Raw genomic sequence first — 20,730 nt, forward strand, 5'->3', positions numbered from 1 at the left:
AATCGCGTGACCCGCTAACAACCGTTCAAGAATCGATGCGTGTAAACAGGTGCATCCGGAAATCTATCGCGGCACAGCGGTGGCCGAACATTCCGCGGCAAACCTGAAATCAAAGATGAATCACTTTGTTGGCATGTTCAGACTCTGGAAGCAGTTTTGCTGCTCTGGGCCCGACGGTAGCACATTCGGCTGGCGGCGGCTAAACACGATACGAGTCGATCAAGAGATTTTTGCCAGTCTAACTCACCAATAGTCAATGAAACTTATCATTCATGTCGTATCCGGTCCGGCTCGTGGCAAGAAAATCGCGATTCAAAATGGGGAGCGGGCACGCTTTGGTTCCAATGCCGCTGCGGACGTCTACTTGGCGGATCCTGAGATGGCGGAGATCCACTTCGAAGTTGTTTTCCAGGGTGAAGAGCCACAGCTTCAAGCTTTAGATGATACAGCGCCGACTTTGGTGAACGACAAGCCTGTTTTAAAGTCCACGGTGGTCAACGGCGATCAGATTTCGGCGGGTCAAAGTCGAATGAGTGTATCGATTCCTTCGGCGAAGGAACCTGAGGTCGAGGTTGATCCGGATCCCGAGTCAAAGTCCAGTCCCGAACCCACGCCGCCATCGATCGATGAGTTAATCTCAACGCTCGATCTCGATGACGATGCGGTCGTGTTAGCTGGTCAATCAGACTCCATAGAGAAATTGATCGATCATCTTATCGAGACCGGATTCTATGCTGACGCGGTTAAAGTGCTTGCCGCGTTTCTGCCAATACACGAGTCGATTCGATGGGCCTATCGAGTGATCCAATCCAATCCGATGGAAACGTGGAAGAGTTCCGAGAAATTAGCAGCCTCTATCGTCGAAACTTGGCTGAATGACGATAGTGAAGTAAACCGTCAATCTGCGATGTCGATCGCAGAAGAACTCGAACACGATGGTCCGCTTGGTTTTCTTGCCGCCGCAGTCGCTTGGAGCGGAGGCAGCATGGTCGACGATAGTTTTGCCCCAGTCGCTCCGCCACCGGGCTTGTCGGCCCGAATGGCCGCGGGGGCAATTCAATTGATGCTGTGCAAAGATGGACCAGACAAGATCGATTCAAACGCGGGATCGATTTTCGCGATCGGTAAATCATTGGTTGACTGTGAAAAGTCGACTTCAATATCGAAGTGAGCTTCGATCGTTTGAGGCGATGGCGTTGGTGTTGCTTGATTCTTTCGCTGCTCAGACCGGTATTCTAGTTCAAGACGAACACTTAGCGGCCGAATCAACACATCGATCGTTCTTTGCTCCTCGTCTTGTCTTACTCCACTTTTGATTTTTTCAGAGGCCGTGGAGGCTTGATATTTTAGCGATCGTAGGATCGATTGGACCGCCAAGGAGTCACCGAGGTTAGCAAAGCGAATGACCTGTCCACGTCCATTACGGCCGTCGGACTCAAGAAATCCGATTGACAGTGGCGGACTATCCGTGGTTGGCTGGTAGGTGATCGCACCGGACCTCTCGTCGAAATGCATTCCGGATTGCAATGGAAAATCAAGCAGGCAGCGTTCGGTGAAGTCGCTTGGCGGGACGGCTAACGATTCGTCGAGTTCGATGTGTAGCGTCAAGGCAGCATTTGCGAGAAGGCGACTTGGATCAGTCAGCAGGATTGACGCGTCAACCGTGGCAGGAGGCGAGTTGATTTGGTAAGCCAACTGCGTCGTACTCGTCGTAATAGCTACGGGGGCAATCGACTTGCCTTCCCAAATCACCGTTCTTCCTTCCGATCCGGCCGATAGGAGATCATGGCCATTGGGCGCAAACTGGACCGCAGCGACGGAACGATGCTCTTCCAAGGCCAGAAGCTCTGAGATCTGATGCCGGTGGGAAATGGCGGCCTCGGCGTTACGGGTATCGGACAACAACCGACTGGTGTCCCAAATAACAATTCGTTTTCCTTGTCCGGTGACAAACCGGCGAAGATCTGTCGAAAGATCCATACAGGAAACCGATAACGCGTCATCTTGATCGAGTCGCGCGATCAAGCGAAGATTTCGATCCCAAAACGCGACGTTGCGATCGCCATCGGAGGTGACACACCAACGGCCATGGTCGCTGATAATCATCGTGCTTATGGGGCCGGATTCCCAATCGATTTTGAACCGGACAAACGTTCCAGCTTCATTTCGTTTCCAACAGCCACCACCGCCGATACCTCCGGATAAGATGCGTTGACCGTCTGGAGAGAACATTGCAATGCTGCAATTCCCGTCAGTTGCTGTGAACAAGTCCTCTTGTATTGGGACCCAACGATCTTTCGCGTGGTATGTCCAAAGAATCCACCTACCTGATTGATCAGCGGTCAAAAGGCGATTCGGATCACTCGGGTCGAATTCCGTCGCGACCACGGGAAGGTCGTGAGCCCCCGATAGGTTCTGGGCGGCACCGTTCGTTTCGGTCCATCGATTGTTTTGCAATTGCCATATGCGAACGTTGCCTTCAACATCGCCGTAGGCAAGACGTTCCGATCGGTTATCTGAATTCGACGAAAAACCGAGCGAAGTTATCGATGCCGATGGTCGAAAGTTTTTAACTAACGTCGTAAAACGTCGTGGATCTTCATCGGCGGAACGCCAAAGTCTTGCGCCCTTTCCACCGACAGTTAGCAATTGTTTTTCGATGTCGCCCGACAGGAACGAAGCGGATGCGATCTCTCCCGTTTCGGCGATGTCGATCATTCGCAGGGTTGCCGCAGGATCGGAGAACTGCCAAGTCGCCGTTCGGTATCCGCCCGACGATCCCGCCGTTGATCCGGGACCAGACTTGTGGTGACCCGCAGGATAGTAGAGGCTAAGTATCGCGTTCCGTTGATCGACAAAACGTATCGACTGAACCGTCGGAGACTTTGTCGCGTCATGATCGAGTGATTGGAGACTTGCAATTTTGATCGGTGAAGTTTGTTCGCCAAGTCGGTAAGCCTCAGCAATTGGGGCGTCACGACCAAGAATCGACGAATGTCCGATGATCAACAGCGAACCATTTGATGATAGATCGATGCTGGTCACAGGACCTGACCAAGGCAATTCAGAGATTTTCGTCGCATCATCGAGCCGCCAAAGACGGACACGCCCTTCCTCACTGGCTGTGACGATCATGTTCTGACGGTCCGAGATCGCCAGCCCGGAAATCGAGCTTGCATGAGCTTGAAATTCAGAAACTAATTCGGGGCTACTTTCTTGAGAGCGTATTCGAAACAAATAGCAACGTCCGCGCGAATCCCCGATTAAGAATGCCTCTGCCTGTTTCGTACCGATGACTGCGGTGATATCAGCAATACGCCGAAGCGACTGACGACGTTGCAAGAAGTCGGCATCAGATAGGTTTCGTGAAATCGTTACAGATGTACCATTCCCTTCGAGCTTGGAACGATAGGATGCAACAAGCTGTGCGGCGGCATGCTTGCGCAGCAATCCAAACTCGGAACGTCGACCATCGTCGTTCAGTATCCATAGCTTTGCCGGGTTCAGACGATCATCGCTTCCGGTGACAACCAAGGTGCGTCCCGCCTCGGGTTGTCGGAATGCGGCGGCAACTCCACGGTATCCCGTACCCGACAGAAGATGTGACTGTGTGGCCCTTTCCACGTCCCAGATTCGGGAGGTGTTGTCACCGGCTGACGTCAGCAGTTGCTTTCCAGCGTCGAAGAAGCCGCCGGTTGCTGTCAGTAGGGCGTGGCCGTCTCCCAAGAGTTGACCTGCACTACGATCTTGTTGTTCCTGGTCCCATAACGCGACTGTACCGTTTTGGAACGCTGTGGCGACCCATTTCCCGTCGGGTGAGTACATTGACTTGGACACCGGTGAAAGTCCAATTTCGCTGGGGCGTTTGCCTAGTCGTCTCTCGGAAACTGGATAGAGTTCGCGGGGTAGGTCATAGTCCCGCCAAGACCAACGTTTGACTCCATCAAAGGCCCCCGAAACGACCGCATTCATTTGGTCAGCAAACACACACGAACGAACCCACCGTCCATGCCCGCGGAGTACCTTTTCCAGTTGCCAAGTAGAATCTGTCAGTTTCCAGACTCGGATCGTATTGTCATTACCGCCAGAAACGAGGAACGTTTGGTTGTCTACCGTGCCGATCTCGATCGATCGTACGCTTGCTTCGTGCTGCTGAGTGTCAAAGCCGACGAGAACCGCGCCTGATTGACGATCGTTCTCGGCAATCAAGTCCAGCTGAACGGTTCGCTGGTCCGCGGCCGAGGTTGTATTGGCGAGCTTCCATTGCAGCAGGCGTTGATCATATCCACCTGACAAGACTGAACGACCGTCATCGCTGAAAGTCACGCAATATACGGGGCCTTCGTGACCTCGAAAGTCTCCGATTTTCCTGGCATCTCGCCCATCTCTTTGAATTTCCCAGACCCTCACTCGACCATCCTCACAGGCGGTAACGACTTGTGTCCCATCGGGTGAAAATCGAGCGTCGTAAACCTCTTTCTCTAAGTGATCTCGCATGACCGATAGAGGACGCCCGGTGCTCAGGTCCCACACGAACGCTTTCCTATCCGATGCACTTGAAACAAGTCGTTTGCCATCGGGCGAAAACTGTAAACTCAGTATCGCAGCACGGTGTCCGCTCAGCGATTGCGTTGACTGAAGTGTGTCGCCTGATCCGAGCTTCCAGACTTTAATGGCAAATCGATCAACGGAACGACTCTCATCTTCGGTCGTTGTTTGGATGCCGCCGGCCGCTATTTGGGATCCATCCTCAGAAACAGCCACCGAGCCGATCGCAGTTCCAAATGCGATCCTCACTGGCGGGGCATTCGAATTGTGCTCGTCGCGTTTCCAAACCAATAGATTCCCTGAGTCCGTTCCAGCAACAATCACTCGTCCATCTTTCGTGCTGTCGACCGATTCGACATGAATATCTTCGGTCAGGTTTTGCATCGTCGCCGGTGCCGAAGCAGCGCGCAGTAACCCCCATTCAAGGTGTCTTAAACGAGACATCACCGCATTGTGTGATTCGCCGGACGCGGGATCCATTTTATGGAGAATTCGTTGCGCTTTCTCGAACTCGTTTCTCCGAATTGATTCGGCGGCCAGACCGATCTCCGACGCATACGCGGCTTCTTCCGCTCGGCGTTTTTCCTGACGAGCTTTTGATTCGGCGCCGCGAGCTTCGTTCTTTGCGACCAAGGCGAGGCGTTCGGCAGACTTTGCTTTCTTTTCGGCTTTCCTAGCAGTTGTTTCCGCTCGCCTGGCTTCCTCGGCACTCGTCAGAGCGATCTTACGCTGTTCGATCGCGACTTCTTTTTCTGATTGCAGTTGGACGGCGCTCTCTTTCAGCTCACCGTAGGAATAGAACGTCACTCCGATGACCGCGATCACCGCCGCGACCGCGACTGCCGCGGCAACCTTTGAGACACGTGCGAGTTGACGTCGTTGTGCGCGGCGTGATTCGAGTTGCGTAAGCAGGTCTTGGTGATCTGCCTCAGTCACGTCGAGGATTGAAATCCCCAGTTCGTAGTTTTCCTGGTCCAGTGCGTTTTTCGCGTGCGCGATTGTTGCGACTTCCAAACCTTTTCGCGCTGCGTGATTTCCATCCCATAGTCGTAAGGCTTCTTCGTAGGCAAAACGTGCCCGGGCGAATTCGTCACTGCTTCGGTTTTTGACGGCTCCCTCGTAATGTTCCCGTGCGCTTTCTGATAGCTTGATGCTTTCGCGGTGTGACTGGTATTCACGAATTGCGTCTTGAAATTCTTGAACCGATTGGTAGCGATCGTTCAAGTTGGTCGCCATCGCGCGTCGTGCGATATCGACCAGTTCTCCGGTTGTCGTTGTGGCGATGATTTCGTTCGCCGCGGCAGCGAGTAGGGCCGCACGAGTGTCGCCGGTTTTGGGGTGTGGCGGTGTCCCGGTGACGATCTCGTAGAGCACGGCGCCGAGGAGATAGATGTCGCTGACAACGCCTAATTCCGATGGATTATGTGCCGCCATTTCCGGGGCCATGTAGGCCGGCGTGCCAGCAGGACCAGTGGCAATCGACGCCCACGGGCGATTAGGATCTTTTGTGACTGCGACGGCGATGCCCCAGTCCATCACGGAGACTTCGCCGAATTCGCCAACCATTACGTTGTGTGGTTTGATGTCACGATGCAAAAAATTGCGATCGTGAGCGAAAGCGATCGCGTCACAAACCTTCATCAAAATTTCGATGTTATCCTGGATCGTATTCGCATGAATCGTCTCGTTCCAAGCTTGTCCTTGGACATGCTTCATCGAGTAAAAAGGCAAGCCGTTGACATCGCGTCCCAGTTCGTAGATTGGGACAATATTGGGGTGCTCAAGCTGGCCTGTCACGACGACTTCGGAGATGAATTGGCTCTCACCAACGCTGCCCGATCCCGCCAACTCGGCCATCGGGACTTTGACGGCCACATTACGATCCAGCGATGTTTGCTTAGCCGACCAGACCCGCCCCATGCTGCCTTCGCCGATGACCTCTGATAACTCGTAGTCGCCATGGATCTCGCTTTTTTCGGCATCCCCGGCGCGAAATATCTTTCGTGTCGCGATGCTCAGCGTGGGGCACTCGTTCTTCGTGCCCATGGAAGGAGATACCGAGTTAAGAGTGTGGAGTGCGGAGACTGCCCCACCGCCGAATGTCGATTCCCAAGTTCGCTCCACTCGCTTGCGATACTGGGGAGAAAGTTTCCGAGGTTGGATCAGCCCCTCACTCGCGTCCGGTGACAACGAAGGCAAATCTGGCTCGATCGAATTGGGATTGAACGATCCGAGAACGGCGTCCGCCTCGGGCATCATCGACTCAAGAAGTGCATCGAGTTCGGACTTGGGAACGCTGGTCCCTGGCGGTGACGGCTCTCCGGTAGACGGCGCTGCCTGCGGTGTTTCCGTCGGAATTTGATGATCGGGATCACTCGGCGTTGCCGCTTGATCTTGTAGGACGACCTCGGTCCCGAGAAAGAAGCACGCACAACTTCCACAGCGTCCGTCTTGTTGCTCCTTATCGCCACATTCTGATCCACAGTAGGTACAGATCACTTTCATCGTGCTGCACTCCTTTCGATCGAGGCTTTGCGTTGGGGCGAGGCTTTTTGTGAGAACATGTTCGACGTGAGGACCATTCCACCGGCGACGACCAGTGGTGTCTTTCCGAATCGCTCGATGACACTAGGACGCGATTCTTCTGACGCTTGTTGCAGGGCTGGTGCCGCCGGGCGAGGCAACTGGCTTTGATCGATTCGAAGCTCAGAAACATCGAGATCTGCAGATTGATGCGAGGTTGGCCTTTTTCGTTTGAGTTGCGGTTCGTCGTCCGAGACGCTCAACGAGTCGCGACGTTCGTCCTCGGTGTGTTCAGCTTCGATCGGTTGTCCGTCGCGAATCATAAAATCAAGCACCAGCCTCTCGGTTTGCCCATCAATCATGTAGATTCGATAGCGATCGTCAGGCAGACGGCTAAATAGCTCCGGTAGTTGGCTTAACTCAAATCCGCTTTCAGACTCGGTGTCCTCGAGATCGGGTAATCGATACTCTTGGTTTTCACGAATGATTTTGACCTCGCCTTCAGATCCAAACGTCACGATTCGCAAAACGTAATAGCGTTGGGATGATTGCTGTGCCGTCCCAAGTGAGCTGTTCAGTGGTTGGGGAGCTTGCAACGCCAGTGTGCGCTGACGTTCGGTTGAATGCAGAACAATTGTTTCTGTTTGTACAACCGTCTCGGGAACATCGGCTGTCGGGATAGAAACGAAGAACGGTAAAATCGGCGAGGAAACCACCAAGACGATCGTCTGCGAGGTGTAGTGGGCAGCATCGAAGACATTGCTTCCACCATCGAGCAAAGTGATTGTGCCTCCAGCAATTTCGATGATGCCAATTTCGATATTGATGTCAGCAGAGGGATTCGTGGGATCGGGGGCATTTTCGTATTCGTGCGCGAAAACCGTCCCAGCGGTGGGACTACCGATGCTCGATTGAACGATTCGCGTGCGAGAGTTGCCCGGGGCAGCTGAATATTGTGGACCGAGCGGGTCACCTTCCTGCCAATCGATTTCAAGATCAATTCCAGACGCGTAGGCGTCAGCGATCAGCACACTGATTTGGGCAATACGATTCGAATCCGTCAGCGCGTCGCCGGTGTCGCTCGTACCGGCAAACGGAGTGGTCGTATTAACCAAGCTACCGCTGAAGCTGCCATGATGGTTGGCGAAAACCGCGTCATTGCTTACCGACAGGCCCCCGGCGACGGTCGCGGAGACATCAATACTCCCCCATCCCGCTGTCACGTCACCCGCCGAGTCAAAGCTCAAGTAAGGTCCCTGCAATATGACGTGGCCGAAACCGCCGGCGATGACGGCACCGGTGATTGCCATACTATTGGTAGAGAGGACTTCGATATCACCATCGGCGGTTGCTACGCCTGTGAGATTGACATCGCCGTCAACTCGTAAATAGAGGCCTCCGGTTCCAGACAGACTAGATGAAAGGCTTCCTGCGATGACATCAAGTGCTTCGGTTCCACCAAGATTTAGCCCTGCCGACGCCCCGATCGCACCTTGACCTGTGAGCGTCATCTGTCCTGCCGTCGACAATTTGGTGGTATTGTTATTCTCCGACTCGATCATCCCTCCGGACGCGGACACAATGACAGATCCGTAGTCACTCGCGATCGCGTGATTTCCGACGGTGACCGTACCTCCGGTAGTGATGATCCAAATCACACCGGAGTCGATATTCTTCAGTGTCTCGTTTCCGGAAGCACCGTTCCCAATAACGGCCGCATCAGCCGTAACGACGATCGCCGTTCGACCTCCGTTTCCAAGTACTTGATGACCGGCCGTCACCCGAAACGTTCCACCCGCGGCGAACTGAAAACCGGTCAAGGTTGATTGAACGTCGGCCGCGATCGAGATATTTCCGCCGACATTGACCCCAAGCCCCGAAAATACCGAATCCCCGCCGAGCAATGTGACGTTCGCAGAGGATCCCGTATCCGTTAACCAAATGGTTCCGGTAATCGATTCCGGTTGAACGACTCCGTTGACCAAAAAGCTTCCCCCCGTCGACAGTGTCAACGCTGATCCGTATAGGTCCGCAAGGTCGGTATTGGCTAGGTTCAGGCCACCCGCGATGGTCGAATTCCCAAGACCGATCCCATCGCCATCTGAATCTGTAATTGTTAGACCTGATGTCCCAGCGTTGATGATGCCGGTAAGGGAGAGATCTTCCGCCGTGATAGCGATCGTATGATCATTGCTCACTACGTTCGCTCCCGACGTAACCGAGAACGTGCCAACACCATCGCCAGCGTCCGTATCGGCGTTTACCGAAAGGTTCCCGAATAGGCTCAGATCATCGGCGATCACAACGCCATCGGCGGCAAATAGCTGCATATCACCACTACCGAACAGATCACCGTGTTCTGCCTGAAGGACAAGTTGTCCCGCTGAAATCAGTTGCACACCACTAGCAAACTGAATCGAATCGTTCCCCTGTGCGGTGATATTTGCATCACCATCGAGGTGTAAGTCTCCAGTGTCAGTCGCTACGTTTGCGTTGATTGCGATTCCATTGTCCGCGTCGATGAATAGCGCGTTAAACGTTGACTCGCCGCCCATCGCGGTGACCGCACCGGAAGCGGCAAGGTTAACGGTCCCACTGATCAGGTCACTGTTAGCCGCGGTGATGCCGTCAATGACGATGTTGCCAGTGGTTGACGCATGAAGATCGCCCAAATCTAGATTCCCAAACTCGGCGTCACTGACTGCGAGCGAATTGATTTGCGAGGTGTTCCCAAGACTGATTCCATCGCCATCGGAATCGGTTAAATGAAATGCAGCGGTGCCGGTATCAATCGTGCCATTGAATGCGACATCGTTGGCGGTTAACTGAAACGATTGATTGCCAGTCGTCAGCGAACTTCCGGAGACCAAATTGAATGTACCGATTTGGTCGCCGGCGTCGGTGTCAGCATCGACGCTGATCGTTCCACCGGTTTGAAACTGACCTTCGATCGTAATCCCATCGGTCGAATTGAGCGTAATGCCCCCAGCACCTTGTAGCGTCGCGCCGGTCAAACTGAGGGTGTTGGCTGACTCCAGTCGAACTCCGAACGCCAGATTCAACTGTCCGACTCCAGAGTCGTCTGCATCGGCATCGAGGCGTAGGTAACCAGCGGTTGTTTCTAGATCAACGTTGACATTGATCCCTGAATCCGCGAACGCATCAATCGTTGTCCACGTCGGCGAACTGTTTACAAATGAGATGGTACCATCAGCGAACAGCTGCAATTGGTCAGTAATAGATGCGGGTTGGGCTGCGCCTCCGACCACGATGTTTCCTAAGCTGTCGATCTGTAAATCACCCGCGGTGATCGTTGCCAATTCAGCATTGGAGAGGTTCAGTCCGCCGGCTACGGTGGACGAACCGAGGCCGACTCCGCCGCCGTCAGAATCGGCGATGATCGTCGTCGACGTTCCAGATGATAGCTGCCCGTCGATGGTAAGTGAATCGCCGGTGACACGTAGCGTATGGTGGTTGGTGACCACCGATGTGCCGACTGCGATGGTCACCGTTCCGGATGAGTTTCCGTCGCTATCGGCCGTCAATTCAAGCTCGCCTTGCGACGTCAAGTTTGTATTGATCTGCAGGTCATTCGCAGCTGAAATCGTGGCGTTTCCAAAGGCGATTGCAGTCCCCGAGGACGAATCGATTGTCAAATCGCCTGCCGATGCAACGTCAACGCCAATTCCGATTCCGACGGAATCATTTCCGTCAACCGCGTTATTTGCATCGCCGTCAAGTAAGAGATCTCCATCACTCGTCGAGAGATCGACGGCCAGGTCGATACCGTTTGATGCTCGCACGTCGAGCGCGATGAAGCTACTGTCGCTTGTATTGAAACTGACGGTTGAATCAGATACCAATCGCACTTCGTTCGACGTACCTGTGTTCTGGGTGATTCCGGCGACGTTCATGTCGCCGGTCGATACAAGATCCAAACGTGAAGCGACGATGGCATTCAGTTCGGATTGTGAAAGCATCAACGTGCCGAAGACGCTTGCGCCACCGATTCGTATTCCACTACCATCGGAATCAGACAGTTGTACGACACCGGTGTTAGCGTCGATCGTTCCCTGAAGATCAACGTCGTTTGCGGTGATCGTTAGGTCTTGGTGATCGGTCGTCAACGTCACACCGGGACCGATGATTAGCGACCCAACACTATCCCCGGCATCACTGTCGGCATTGAATTGAGATGCCTCGCTCGTGATCGTCAAGTCTGCCCCAACATTGATGCCGTCGGCTGCCGACACATTTAGTCCGTGAAAAGAGGAAGCTGTATTGGTGAACGTCACCGTCGAGGAAGTCCCGTTCGCGATCAAGTCGATCTTGCCACCGATGCTTGCCGGTTGAACAAAGCCGTCGACAAAGGCGTTCCCTGACGTACGCAAAACCAATTGGTCAGCGAAGATCAATCCGCTTTCGGCATTCGAAAGTTGCAGTCCGCCAGCAACCAAGGCATTACCCAATGCCAATCCTGAACCATCAGAATCAATCAGTTCCGTCGTCGCGGTTCCTGAATCAATTATCCCAGCAACAGTCACGGTATCTGCAACAATCGAAATCTGGTGATCGTTTCCATCCAATCCACCAGTTGTCGCGACAGTCAACGTGCCACCCCCACTGAAGTCACTATCCGCATTGATAGACAGCTCCCCGTTGGTAACAACATTGGTGTTGATCTGAATCCCATCTTTAGCGATCAACTGGAGTGTCCCCACGCCTGCTGCCGCACCGCTGGTCGAGTCCAACGTGATGCCTTGCTCGGAAGTCAACTGGACCCCCGCCGCAAAAGAGAGTGAATTTGCCGCCCCTCCTACGTCGTCTCGATCACCATCAAGCGTCAAGGAACCAGAATTGGTGGTTACGTCAGCATTGACTGAAACTCGGACATCGGATGAAACGCTTAAAGCCGCAAACGTAGAGAGTTGACTGACAAAACGGATTTCGCCGCTCGATTCAACTTCTACCGCTCCGGTAATCGACGCTGGTTGACTGACGCCATTCAGTTCGACCACCGAGGATCCCACAAGATGTAATCCGCCGGAGACGATCTGAGCGAGTTCGGCATTTTCGAGTGTCATGCCGTTCGCGAACGTCGCATCTCCGACTCCAATCGAAGATGAATCGGAAATTTCGATTGTTGTCAGTCCGACGCCGCTGTTGATCGCCCCCTGAAGGTCAACATCTTCTGCGACGATGTTGAGTGATTGGTTTCCACTGGAAACGGTGACACCGGCAGCGACGGACAATGTACCAAGGTCATCTCCTGAATCGGCATCCGCATCGATGGTCAATCCACCAATTGTGGTGCTGAGATCCGCTTGGAAATCAACGCCATCGCTAGCCGTAACTGAGAGCGTGTTAAAGGTGGAAGCGGCCCCAGAGAAGGTGGCCCGAGATCCGCTACCGGTCGCATTCAGAGCTGTGGTACCGGTTAAAGTTGCCGGTTGCGACATTCCATCAACCACAATATCGCCGACCGTATTGAGCACCAGGCCTCCTGCGACGAAGTCCTGCAAGTCGATCACGCTAAGATTCAACCCGCCAATAATCGTTGCGTTTCCGAGCCCTATTCCACCGCCATCACTATCCTCAATCGTGATGGTCGCGGTTCCGCTGTCGACACCACCAGCGATGGATAGATCACCGACTGTCAAAGAGATGGCATGGTCGTTTGACGTCAGCGTCACGCCGGTTTCAACCGTGAACGTCCCTGCTCCTGTGTTATCGGTGTCGGAATCAATCGTTAGTTCACCAGCCGTCGTTAGCGAGTCCTTGATGACCATTCCATCAGCGGATCGCAGGTTCAATTCCCCCGCAGCGATCAAATCCCCGCGGTTGGCTTGCAACACTAATTGTCCAGCACTCGTGACGGTAACTCCGTCGGCAAATGAAAGGCTGTCGTTGGGGTCAACGACGGAGTCGGCGTCCGCGTTCAGCGTCAGATCGCCTGTTGCGGTGAAGACATTCGTAGCGACGACGATTTGATCGTCTGCATTGGCGGAGAGTGTTTCGAAAGTCGACGTCGAACCTGAAAATGTGATCGATTGAGCTTCAAGGGAGGTGGTGCCAGTGATGGTCGGTGACTGTGCATACCCATCGACAACGATGTCTCCTGCCGTGGAGATCGTTAATCCCGTCGCGGTAAAGTCCTGGAGGTCAGTGTTGCTGAGATTCATACCGCCAACGATTGACGCCGTCCCAAGTCCGATGCCATCGCCTTCGCTATTTTGGATCACCGTCATCGCGGCGCCGCTATTGAAGCTACCTTGGATGTCCAAGTCGGCAGCCGTTATCGTTAGCAGTCCATTATTGGTTACGACGTCAGCACCGGCAGCAAGCGACAGCAGACCTTGGTCGACATCACTGTCGGTATCAGCATGTAGTTCCAAAGCACCGCTGGTCGTCAAATCATCTTCGATCGAAATTCCGTCTGCCGCGCGAAGCGTCAATGACCCCGGCGAGGTGATTTCCCCCGAGGTAGACGCAATCGTCAGGAGGCCGGCCGAAGACACATCTGCGCCGGCGGCAAAGACCAAATCATCACCTCCGGAATCATTCGCGTCTCCGTCCAAAAATAGGTCGCCGGTATCAGTGGCTAACACACCTGCGACGTTCACCGCATTGCCGTGGACCGAAAGTGCGTTAAAGATGCTCCCCGATGCCTGAAAGTCAATCGAACCGTCGGCGACGAGCGTGATCGTTCCCGAGACACCTTGGCTCTGTGACGCGCTGATATTGTCGACGACAGTCGTGCTAGTCGTTTGCAGTTCAAGATTGCTCGCGGTCAGCCGCTGCAGCTCGCTTCCGCCAATGTCGAAACCGACCGAGGTATCTCCGAGCCCGAATCCGTTGCCCCCCGACGCGACGATCAGAATGTCGGCAGCCCCGGAATCAAGATTCCCTTGCAGATCCATGTCCACCCCTGTAATCGAGATGTCATGATCGTTGGTGTCAATCGTTGTCGCCGAGGCAACGGTTAACGTTCCTACCCCAACGTTGCCGCCGAAATCCGCATTGACGGTAAGCGTATCTGTGGTCGTTACGTCGGCCAGAAAATTGATGCCATCTGCTGCCGAAACTGATAGTTCACTGAATGTTGAGGCTCCGTTGGTAAACGTGATCACCGATCCGGTGCCATTTGCAACCAATGCGATTCCGTCTGAAATTGACGGCGGTGTCATCACGTGATCGAGAGTGATGTTGCCTTGGGTGAAAACTCTCAAATTCGCCGCAGTAAATTCCTGAAGCTCGGCGTTGTCCATCTGAATTGTGCCGAAAATCAGGTTGTCGCCGAACGAAAACCCTGACGCGGCTGAGTCGCGCAGTAGGACGTCGCCGGTGCCTGCCGAAACGGCATCATGGAAATCGAAATCGCTTGCGGTTAGATCGATTACGGAATCCGTTGTTGACAGAGTGGACCACGATTGGAACTGGCCGGATCCGTCATCATCGAAATCTGCATCCGCGGTGAATGTCCCCGAAACGTTGACTGCATCGTGGATCTGTATTCCATCACTCGCGACTAACCTCACGGATCCCAAACCGGAAATTCCTCCGGTAGTAGACTCGAGAGTTAACGTTGTCGCGGCGACAAGATCAACGCCGGAAGAAAGGACAATCGCATCGACGCCATCAGCGTTTCCGTCGACATCGCCATCGAAGGCCATGCTGCCGACATCAGTGGTCAAATCACCTTGAACGACGATTCCGTCATCAGCTTGTAGATCGAGCGAATTAAAAACCGACGTTGATGCCAGCGTGATGGTTCCCACGCTTCGGATCGACAGAAGCCCCACGATTTGATCGGAATTTGCGGCCGTCACATTGTCGATGTTCACCGCGCCACCGGTTGTCAATGTGAGTGTTAACGCATGGAGACCTTGCAATTCGGCACCGGAAAGATTGATCCCCGCCGTGACGGCATCGCCGAGTCCGATTCCATCTTGGTCAGACTCGGTGATCGTCAACGTCGTACCGGCATCGCCGATTGTCCCCTGCCAGTCGAGTTCATTCGCCGTGACTGCGATTGACTTTGTTCCTGTGGAAACGACACTGGCACCGGTAGCGATTGTGAATGTTCCGTCGTCGTCGCCGGCGTCGTCGTCCGCGATCACCGTCAGGCTACCCGAGACGGAAAGCGAATTCGATAGCACAACTCCGTCGTTTGCGATTAGGTTCAGTTGTCCCGCTCCTTCGATCGCATTCGTCGACGCCGCTAACGCAATTGCCCCAGCGGAGCGCAACGTCACACCGTCAGCGATTTGCATGTCATCGTGGGTATCGGCAAGCGAGTCCGCATCACCGACTAATTGCAAGTCGCCGTGGCTTGTGATCACGTCCACGTCGACTTGAACACGGTCGTCCGCGTTGACAAGAAGCGAACGGAAGGTCGAACCTTGGCCGGTGAACGTAACCGTTTGTGCCGAGTAGAGCTCGAACGCACCGGAAACACCGGCCCCCTGCGAAACATTGTCAATGACGATGTCACCGGCAGTGATTAGTCGCAAGTCCTCGGAAGTGAAGCGTGCGAGCTCTGAGGCCCCGAGAGTGATTCCACCGGAAGCTGCATCGCCCAGGCCAACGCCATTCCCATCGGATTCTGTGATCACGATATCCGCTAACCCGCTATCGATCGCGCCGTCGATTGAAAGCTCATCGGCTCGAATACGAATCTCGAAATCGCTTGCGGACAATGTCGCAGCAACTGCGACAGAGAGGCTGCCCGCTGTCGCAGCTCCGTCGGTATCTGCATCGATCGTGACGATTCCGTTTGCCTGCAGTGAACTATTGAGCGTGATACCGCTAGCTGCGTCGAAAAACACCGCTCCGGCGGCGACTACACCACCCGTGGTCGCTGACATGTCCATCGCGCCTGCGGATGTCAGCTGTACTCCATCAGCGATTTGCACCTGGTCGCCGCCGGCGTTGTCCCTGTCACCATCGATCGTCAAATCGGCGACCGATGTTGTCACGTCGGCGTTGATTGACAATCCGCCGTTGGCGAGAAGGGCAAGCGATGAAAACGTTGTCGCTCCATCAATGTCGATCAGTCCACCGGCGATCAATCGAGTTGATCCCACGGTTCCGCTTTGTGCGGCGGAGACGCCGCCAACTTCAACGTTCGCTGTCGAGACAACATCGAATGCCCCAGCGGTGATGGCAGCTAACGCGGCACCAGTGATGTTCAGTCCGTTCGCGACGATCGATGATCCGATCCCCACGCCACTGCCGTCGGAATCAGTCAGTGTCAGGGTTGATGTGCCTGTATCAAGAGTTCCGTTGAGCACCAAACTGTCTGCAGTGATCGCCAATTCATTGTCATTGGTGTCAATTGCCGCACCGCTTGCGACAGTCAATGTGCCAATCTGATCGCCGGCATCGAGATCGGCATCAATAGAAATGCTCCCCAGCGATGTCAACGAATCGGCGAGAGTGATTCCATCGTTCGCCGAGAGGTTGACGGATCCCAGAGCGGTCAAGTTTCCGGTTGCCGATCGCAACGTCAGTGATGCCTGAGCGGTAAGCTGAACTCCATCGGCAAATTCAATCGCGTCGTTGGTATCGGCGCTGTTGTTGAAATCCCCGTTAAAGTCCAACTCACCGACTGAAGCCGATACATCTTCGTTGAATTGGATCCCATCGTTCGCCATCGCTACGATGGCTTGAGCTTGTGAAGCAGCGTCGATGAATCGAATCGAATGGTTCGCGTTCAAATTCAACGAGCCGGTCAGTCCGCTAAGGTTTGATAGACCTCCGACATCAATCCCTCCGTCGCTGAAAAAGCTGAGTCCTGTGGTGGTGATCGAATTGAGTTCCGCTTGAGACACCTGCATTGCGTTGGTGATCGTTGAAAGTCCCAACCCTATTCCGTCACCATCAGAGTCGTTGATGGTCACGGTGGATGCACCGCTATCAATGAACCCATCGATCACGATGTCGTTCGCTGTCAACGCGATCGTTTGTCCGTTACTATTGAGGGTTGATCCAGACGCAATGGTTAGTGTTCCTGTATCATCTCCATTGACGACATCCGCATCGATGACGACCCCACCCGTTGTCGTCGTGACATTGGTGCCAAGTTGCACCCCATGGTCAGCTCGGATTATCAATTCTCTAAACGTCGAAGCGCCTCCGGTAAATACAACGGAATTCGTAGCGGCGGACGCAATCAGACTGACCGATCCAATTAGCCCGGCGTGTTGAGTCACCGCATCGACGGTCAATCGTTCGTCTGCGGTTATGGATAAATCGTTACCCCCAATCCTCGCAAGCTCCAATCCACTTACGTTCATCCCCGCCACCACGGTCGCACCTAGACCAAGATTCGAGGTCGATCCGAGCGTTATATCTCCGTTGCCGGCATCTAATGATCCGCCGATGTCCAGATCACCAGCGACAATGTCGACGTCATGGTTGCCGGTCGTGACAGTGGTTAGCGCGGCAACGGTCAGGGTTCCTGAGCCATCGGCGTCGGCATCGGAATTGATCGTTAGCGTTCCCGCGGTTGTCAAGTCGTTGGCAAGTGTGATTCCGACGTTTGCGATCAACGTGAGCGCACCTGAGCCGGAGATGCCATCGGTCATCGCTTCCGCAATAATCGAACCTGCGGCGTTCAGCTCGATCCCGCCGGAAAACGAGATGCCGCCGGATACTGAATTGTCATGATCGCCGTCCAAGTCAAGATCGCCGACAGTCGTCGACAGATCCGCATCGAAACTGATTCCGTCGACAGCTTGAATCGAGGCTGCGTTGAATACGCTTTGGGACTGTACCGTGACATGGCTCTGCGAAACCACTTGTACCACGCCAAGAATTTGGTCCGAATCCGCTGCTGCGACCTCTTGAACCGTCACGTTACCGGCGGTCGAGAGCGTTAGGCCGGTCGCATCGATTCGACTTAGTTCGGCGGCATCAATGACGAGCATCCCAATGGCAGTGCTGCCACCAATCGTGATCCCCGTCGCTCCCGATTCTGTGATCGTGGTCGACGCCGATCCAGAATCAATGTTGCCCAGCAGGTCAAGGTCAGCTGTGATCAATGCAATGGTGTCGTCAGTCGAATCCACTGTGACGGCGGCATTAACCGTGATCGTCCCGACGTCGTCGTCATCAAAATCGGCATCAATCGCGAGTGTCGAATCCGTCGTCAGATCGGCTGATAACGACACGCCATCATTGGCAATCAATGCGATGTGACCGGCATGGGCGGCGGCGAACGAGATTGCCGAAGACACGTTCACTTGGTCGACGGTGATAACTTGGCGGTTGGTTCCAAGTTCATCGTCACCGCCGGTCGTTGCTTGACCAATCGTGACGGTCCCGCTGGTGTTCAGAGCCCCCAGCGAAACCGAGTCAATCGTCACACCAAGATCCATCGTGCCGCCGATCGATCGCGCAAGGAAAATGTCCGTATTTGCGGATCCAATCCCTGAGGTTGCGGCAAAAGAAAATGTCGCCCCGACAAGATTGATTGATCCAGCGGTCGAAGATAGCGTCGACGTTCCGGTAAGCGATAGCGCACCGAATCCATCGGCGACGACGTGGACCGAGTCAGCCTCCAAAAAGAGATTGCCTCCCACTTGGATGCTGCTATTGATCGTCAGGTCGTTTCCGGCCTGCAAGGCGAGTGACGCGGTCGCGAGACTGATTGCTTCATCGACAATGATGTCGTTAGTTGCTTGAATCGTGATTTGACCCGCTGAATCGATCAGAGCGGAGGCCAAGATCGAAAAGCTCGCAACGCCACCGTCAGTAAAATCGACCATCGAATCGCTGACTTCAGCGTTGTCCGCACCGCTGCCGCCAATTTGCACATTTAGGGGATCGAGCAATAGCGTGCCGTCGGATCCGGCGATACCGCGCGTGTCAACGACACCTGCGAAGTCCAACGATTGCCTTCCAGACACCTCGACGAAGCCACCGTTTCCCGACCGGTTGCCTCCGCGTGCTTGAATCGTTCCATAAAATCGCGTCCACTGATTCGCCCAGACGACCACCGTCCCACCATTGCCATCTTCGATCGCATTCGTGGAAATGATGACCGCTTGTCCGATGAATGTTCGCTCGGCATTTCGGATCGTTGGGGTTGCTCCTTGATAATCACCGCCGATCATGATGCGTCCGCCCCCGATTGCACCGGAAGCGTCAAGGAACGCGTCATCAAGCAAACCGACGTGACGACCGAGAATCGAAATCTGTCCCCCGATCAATGCCTCGTTGAGAGCCGCTGTGTTGATCGTTCCGCCGACCAATGTGGTTCCATACGCACCGCTATCGAGCGAGACGGAGCCACCGCGATTAAGAATATGTCCATCATGCGTGAGCGTTGGCGCGGCTAATTCAACGGTCGCACCATCCATGTCTAACACCGATCGATCCGAGATAACAAATGTGTCGTCCGCTTCTATTCGAAACGATTCGTTTGTCCCATCGAATTGTGCGTCCCAGTGAATCTGCCCCGCTTCAAAGTCCAGAACGCTGGCGTCAAGTGAAAACTTTCCTAGCACGGCAAGTTCGTCGCCAGAGTCTGAACGCACGTAGAAATCAGAAGCAAGCGTGCCTTCGAGTCCCATAACGTGAAGCGTATTGGAACGCTCGAACTGCTTGCCCATCGTATCGATAGTCAGAGACTTGTCTGGATCGTCAAAGGCAATCGTTAGACCATCACCGTCGAACGTCCCGCCATGATTGATCGTTCCGACAGTCAGCTCATGGTCTAACTGTTGCCCCGTCGCAATTTCGAAGTTCGCGTCTAGATCGGTTTGTCCCAAATTGACGTGCAACTGCGATACGTCAAGCCATTGTTCAATCCGTTCAATTCCTTGGGCTGAAACCAACGGCTGCGGCGAACTTGTGTTGGTTGACACCGATGCTTCATGCTGTCCGCTGATTGAGTAGATCAACGAATCGAATTGGCGATCGCTGCTCAATTGGATCGTGTCGTTGCCGGCATGACCGTCAAAATCGATTTGTAATTCTGCGAAATCGTCTCGCAGATATCGGACCTCCAAGTGGTCGTTGTCGTCTGAACCATCGATTCGGATTCGATCTACTTGATCAATTCCCAGTGAAGAGACCTGGTTTCCGTTGACGCGGATTTGCACCTCATGCTCGCCAACTTCGATTTCAAACGAATCCTGCTGTCCGTCGTTCGCTTGGTCTCCCGCATCGACGACTAGTTCCGAGACAATGCCGTCGGCGTTTAGGACACGCCGTGTCTCAAGACGAGTCACATTCAGCCGGCAGATCGGGGGACGCCACTGACCTAGCTTGGAAGCCGATTTGCTGTTGTTACGATGTTCCCGGTGTTTACCGAACCACTTGCGAAAGGCATTGACCGGCATGGATGGAACTCAAAGTGGGTGACGCAAACCTTTCGAAGACTTGTCGAGTACTGACGATGACGCAGAACTGACGTTGTGGATTCCGCAAGGAAATCCAACTGGGCGACGAGGGTAACGTGCCCCGTGTCGTCTTCGGAATAATTGATGAATCTTTCCCAATGATTGAGCCGACCCCAAGCCAACCTTTCCCGAATGATTGCGGATTAGCTGCATTGGTTCGGTCATAGCAGTCTTTCCATTGAGCCCTGTTCCTGCCAAAACTCGGAACTCGCACGTCGTTTTGGTCGAATCGAAAGACAGCGAATGCCAT

The 20,730-nt window shown here is 54.1% G+C and carries 3 protein-coding genes; 1 reads left to right on the plus strand and 2 read right to left on the minus strand.

The genetic code is table 11. The annotated features are described in order from the left end of the window. Nucleotides 1–256: 256 nt before the first annotated feature. Nucleotides 257–1,171 (plus strand): FHA domain-containing protein, encoded by a 915-nt coding sequence (locus tag FYC48_RS10720; RefSeq protein WP_149496703.1) that lies wholly within the window; start codon nucleotides 257–259, stop codon nucleotides 1,169–1,171. On the opposite strand, the gene FYC48_RS10725 is transcribed toward FYC48_RS10720, so the two are convergent. Together FYC48_RS10725 and FYC48_RS10730 are read right to left on the minus strand one after the other, a co-directional pair. After that, the gene (locus FYC48_RS10725) at nucleotides 1,057–7,053 is read right to left on the minus strand and encodes a protein kinase domain-containing protein (RefSeq protein ID WP_149496704.1); all 5,997 of its coding nucleotides are present in this window, start codon (nucleotides 7,051–7,053) and stop codon (nucleotides 1,057–1,059) included. The two genes, FYC48_RS10720 and FYC48_RS10725, sit on opposite strands and share 115 nt — an antisense overlap. After that, nucleotides 7,050–20,420: an autotransporter outer membrane beta-barrel domain-containing protein gene (locus FYC48_RS10730; RefSeq protein ID WP_149496705.1), complete on the minus strand. Its 13,371-nt coding sequence runs from the start codon at nucleotides 20,418–20,420 to the stop codon at nucleotides 7,050–7,052. The genes FYC48_RS10725 and FYC48_RS10730 overlap by 4 nt, the downstream gene beginning before the upstream one ends. Nucleotides 20,421–20,730: the final 310 nt, after the last annotated feature.

Origin of the sequence: Roseiconus lacunae (assembly GCF_008312935.1) — a bacterium.
In the GTDB taxonomy this organism is placed as follows: Bacteria; Planctomycetota; Planctomycetia; order Pirellulales; family Pirellulaceae; genus Stieleria; species Stieleria lacunae.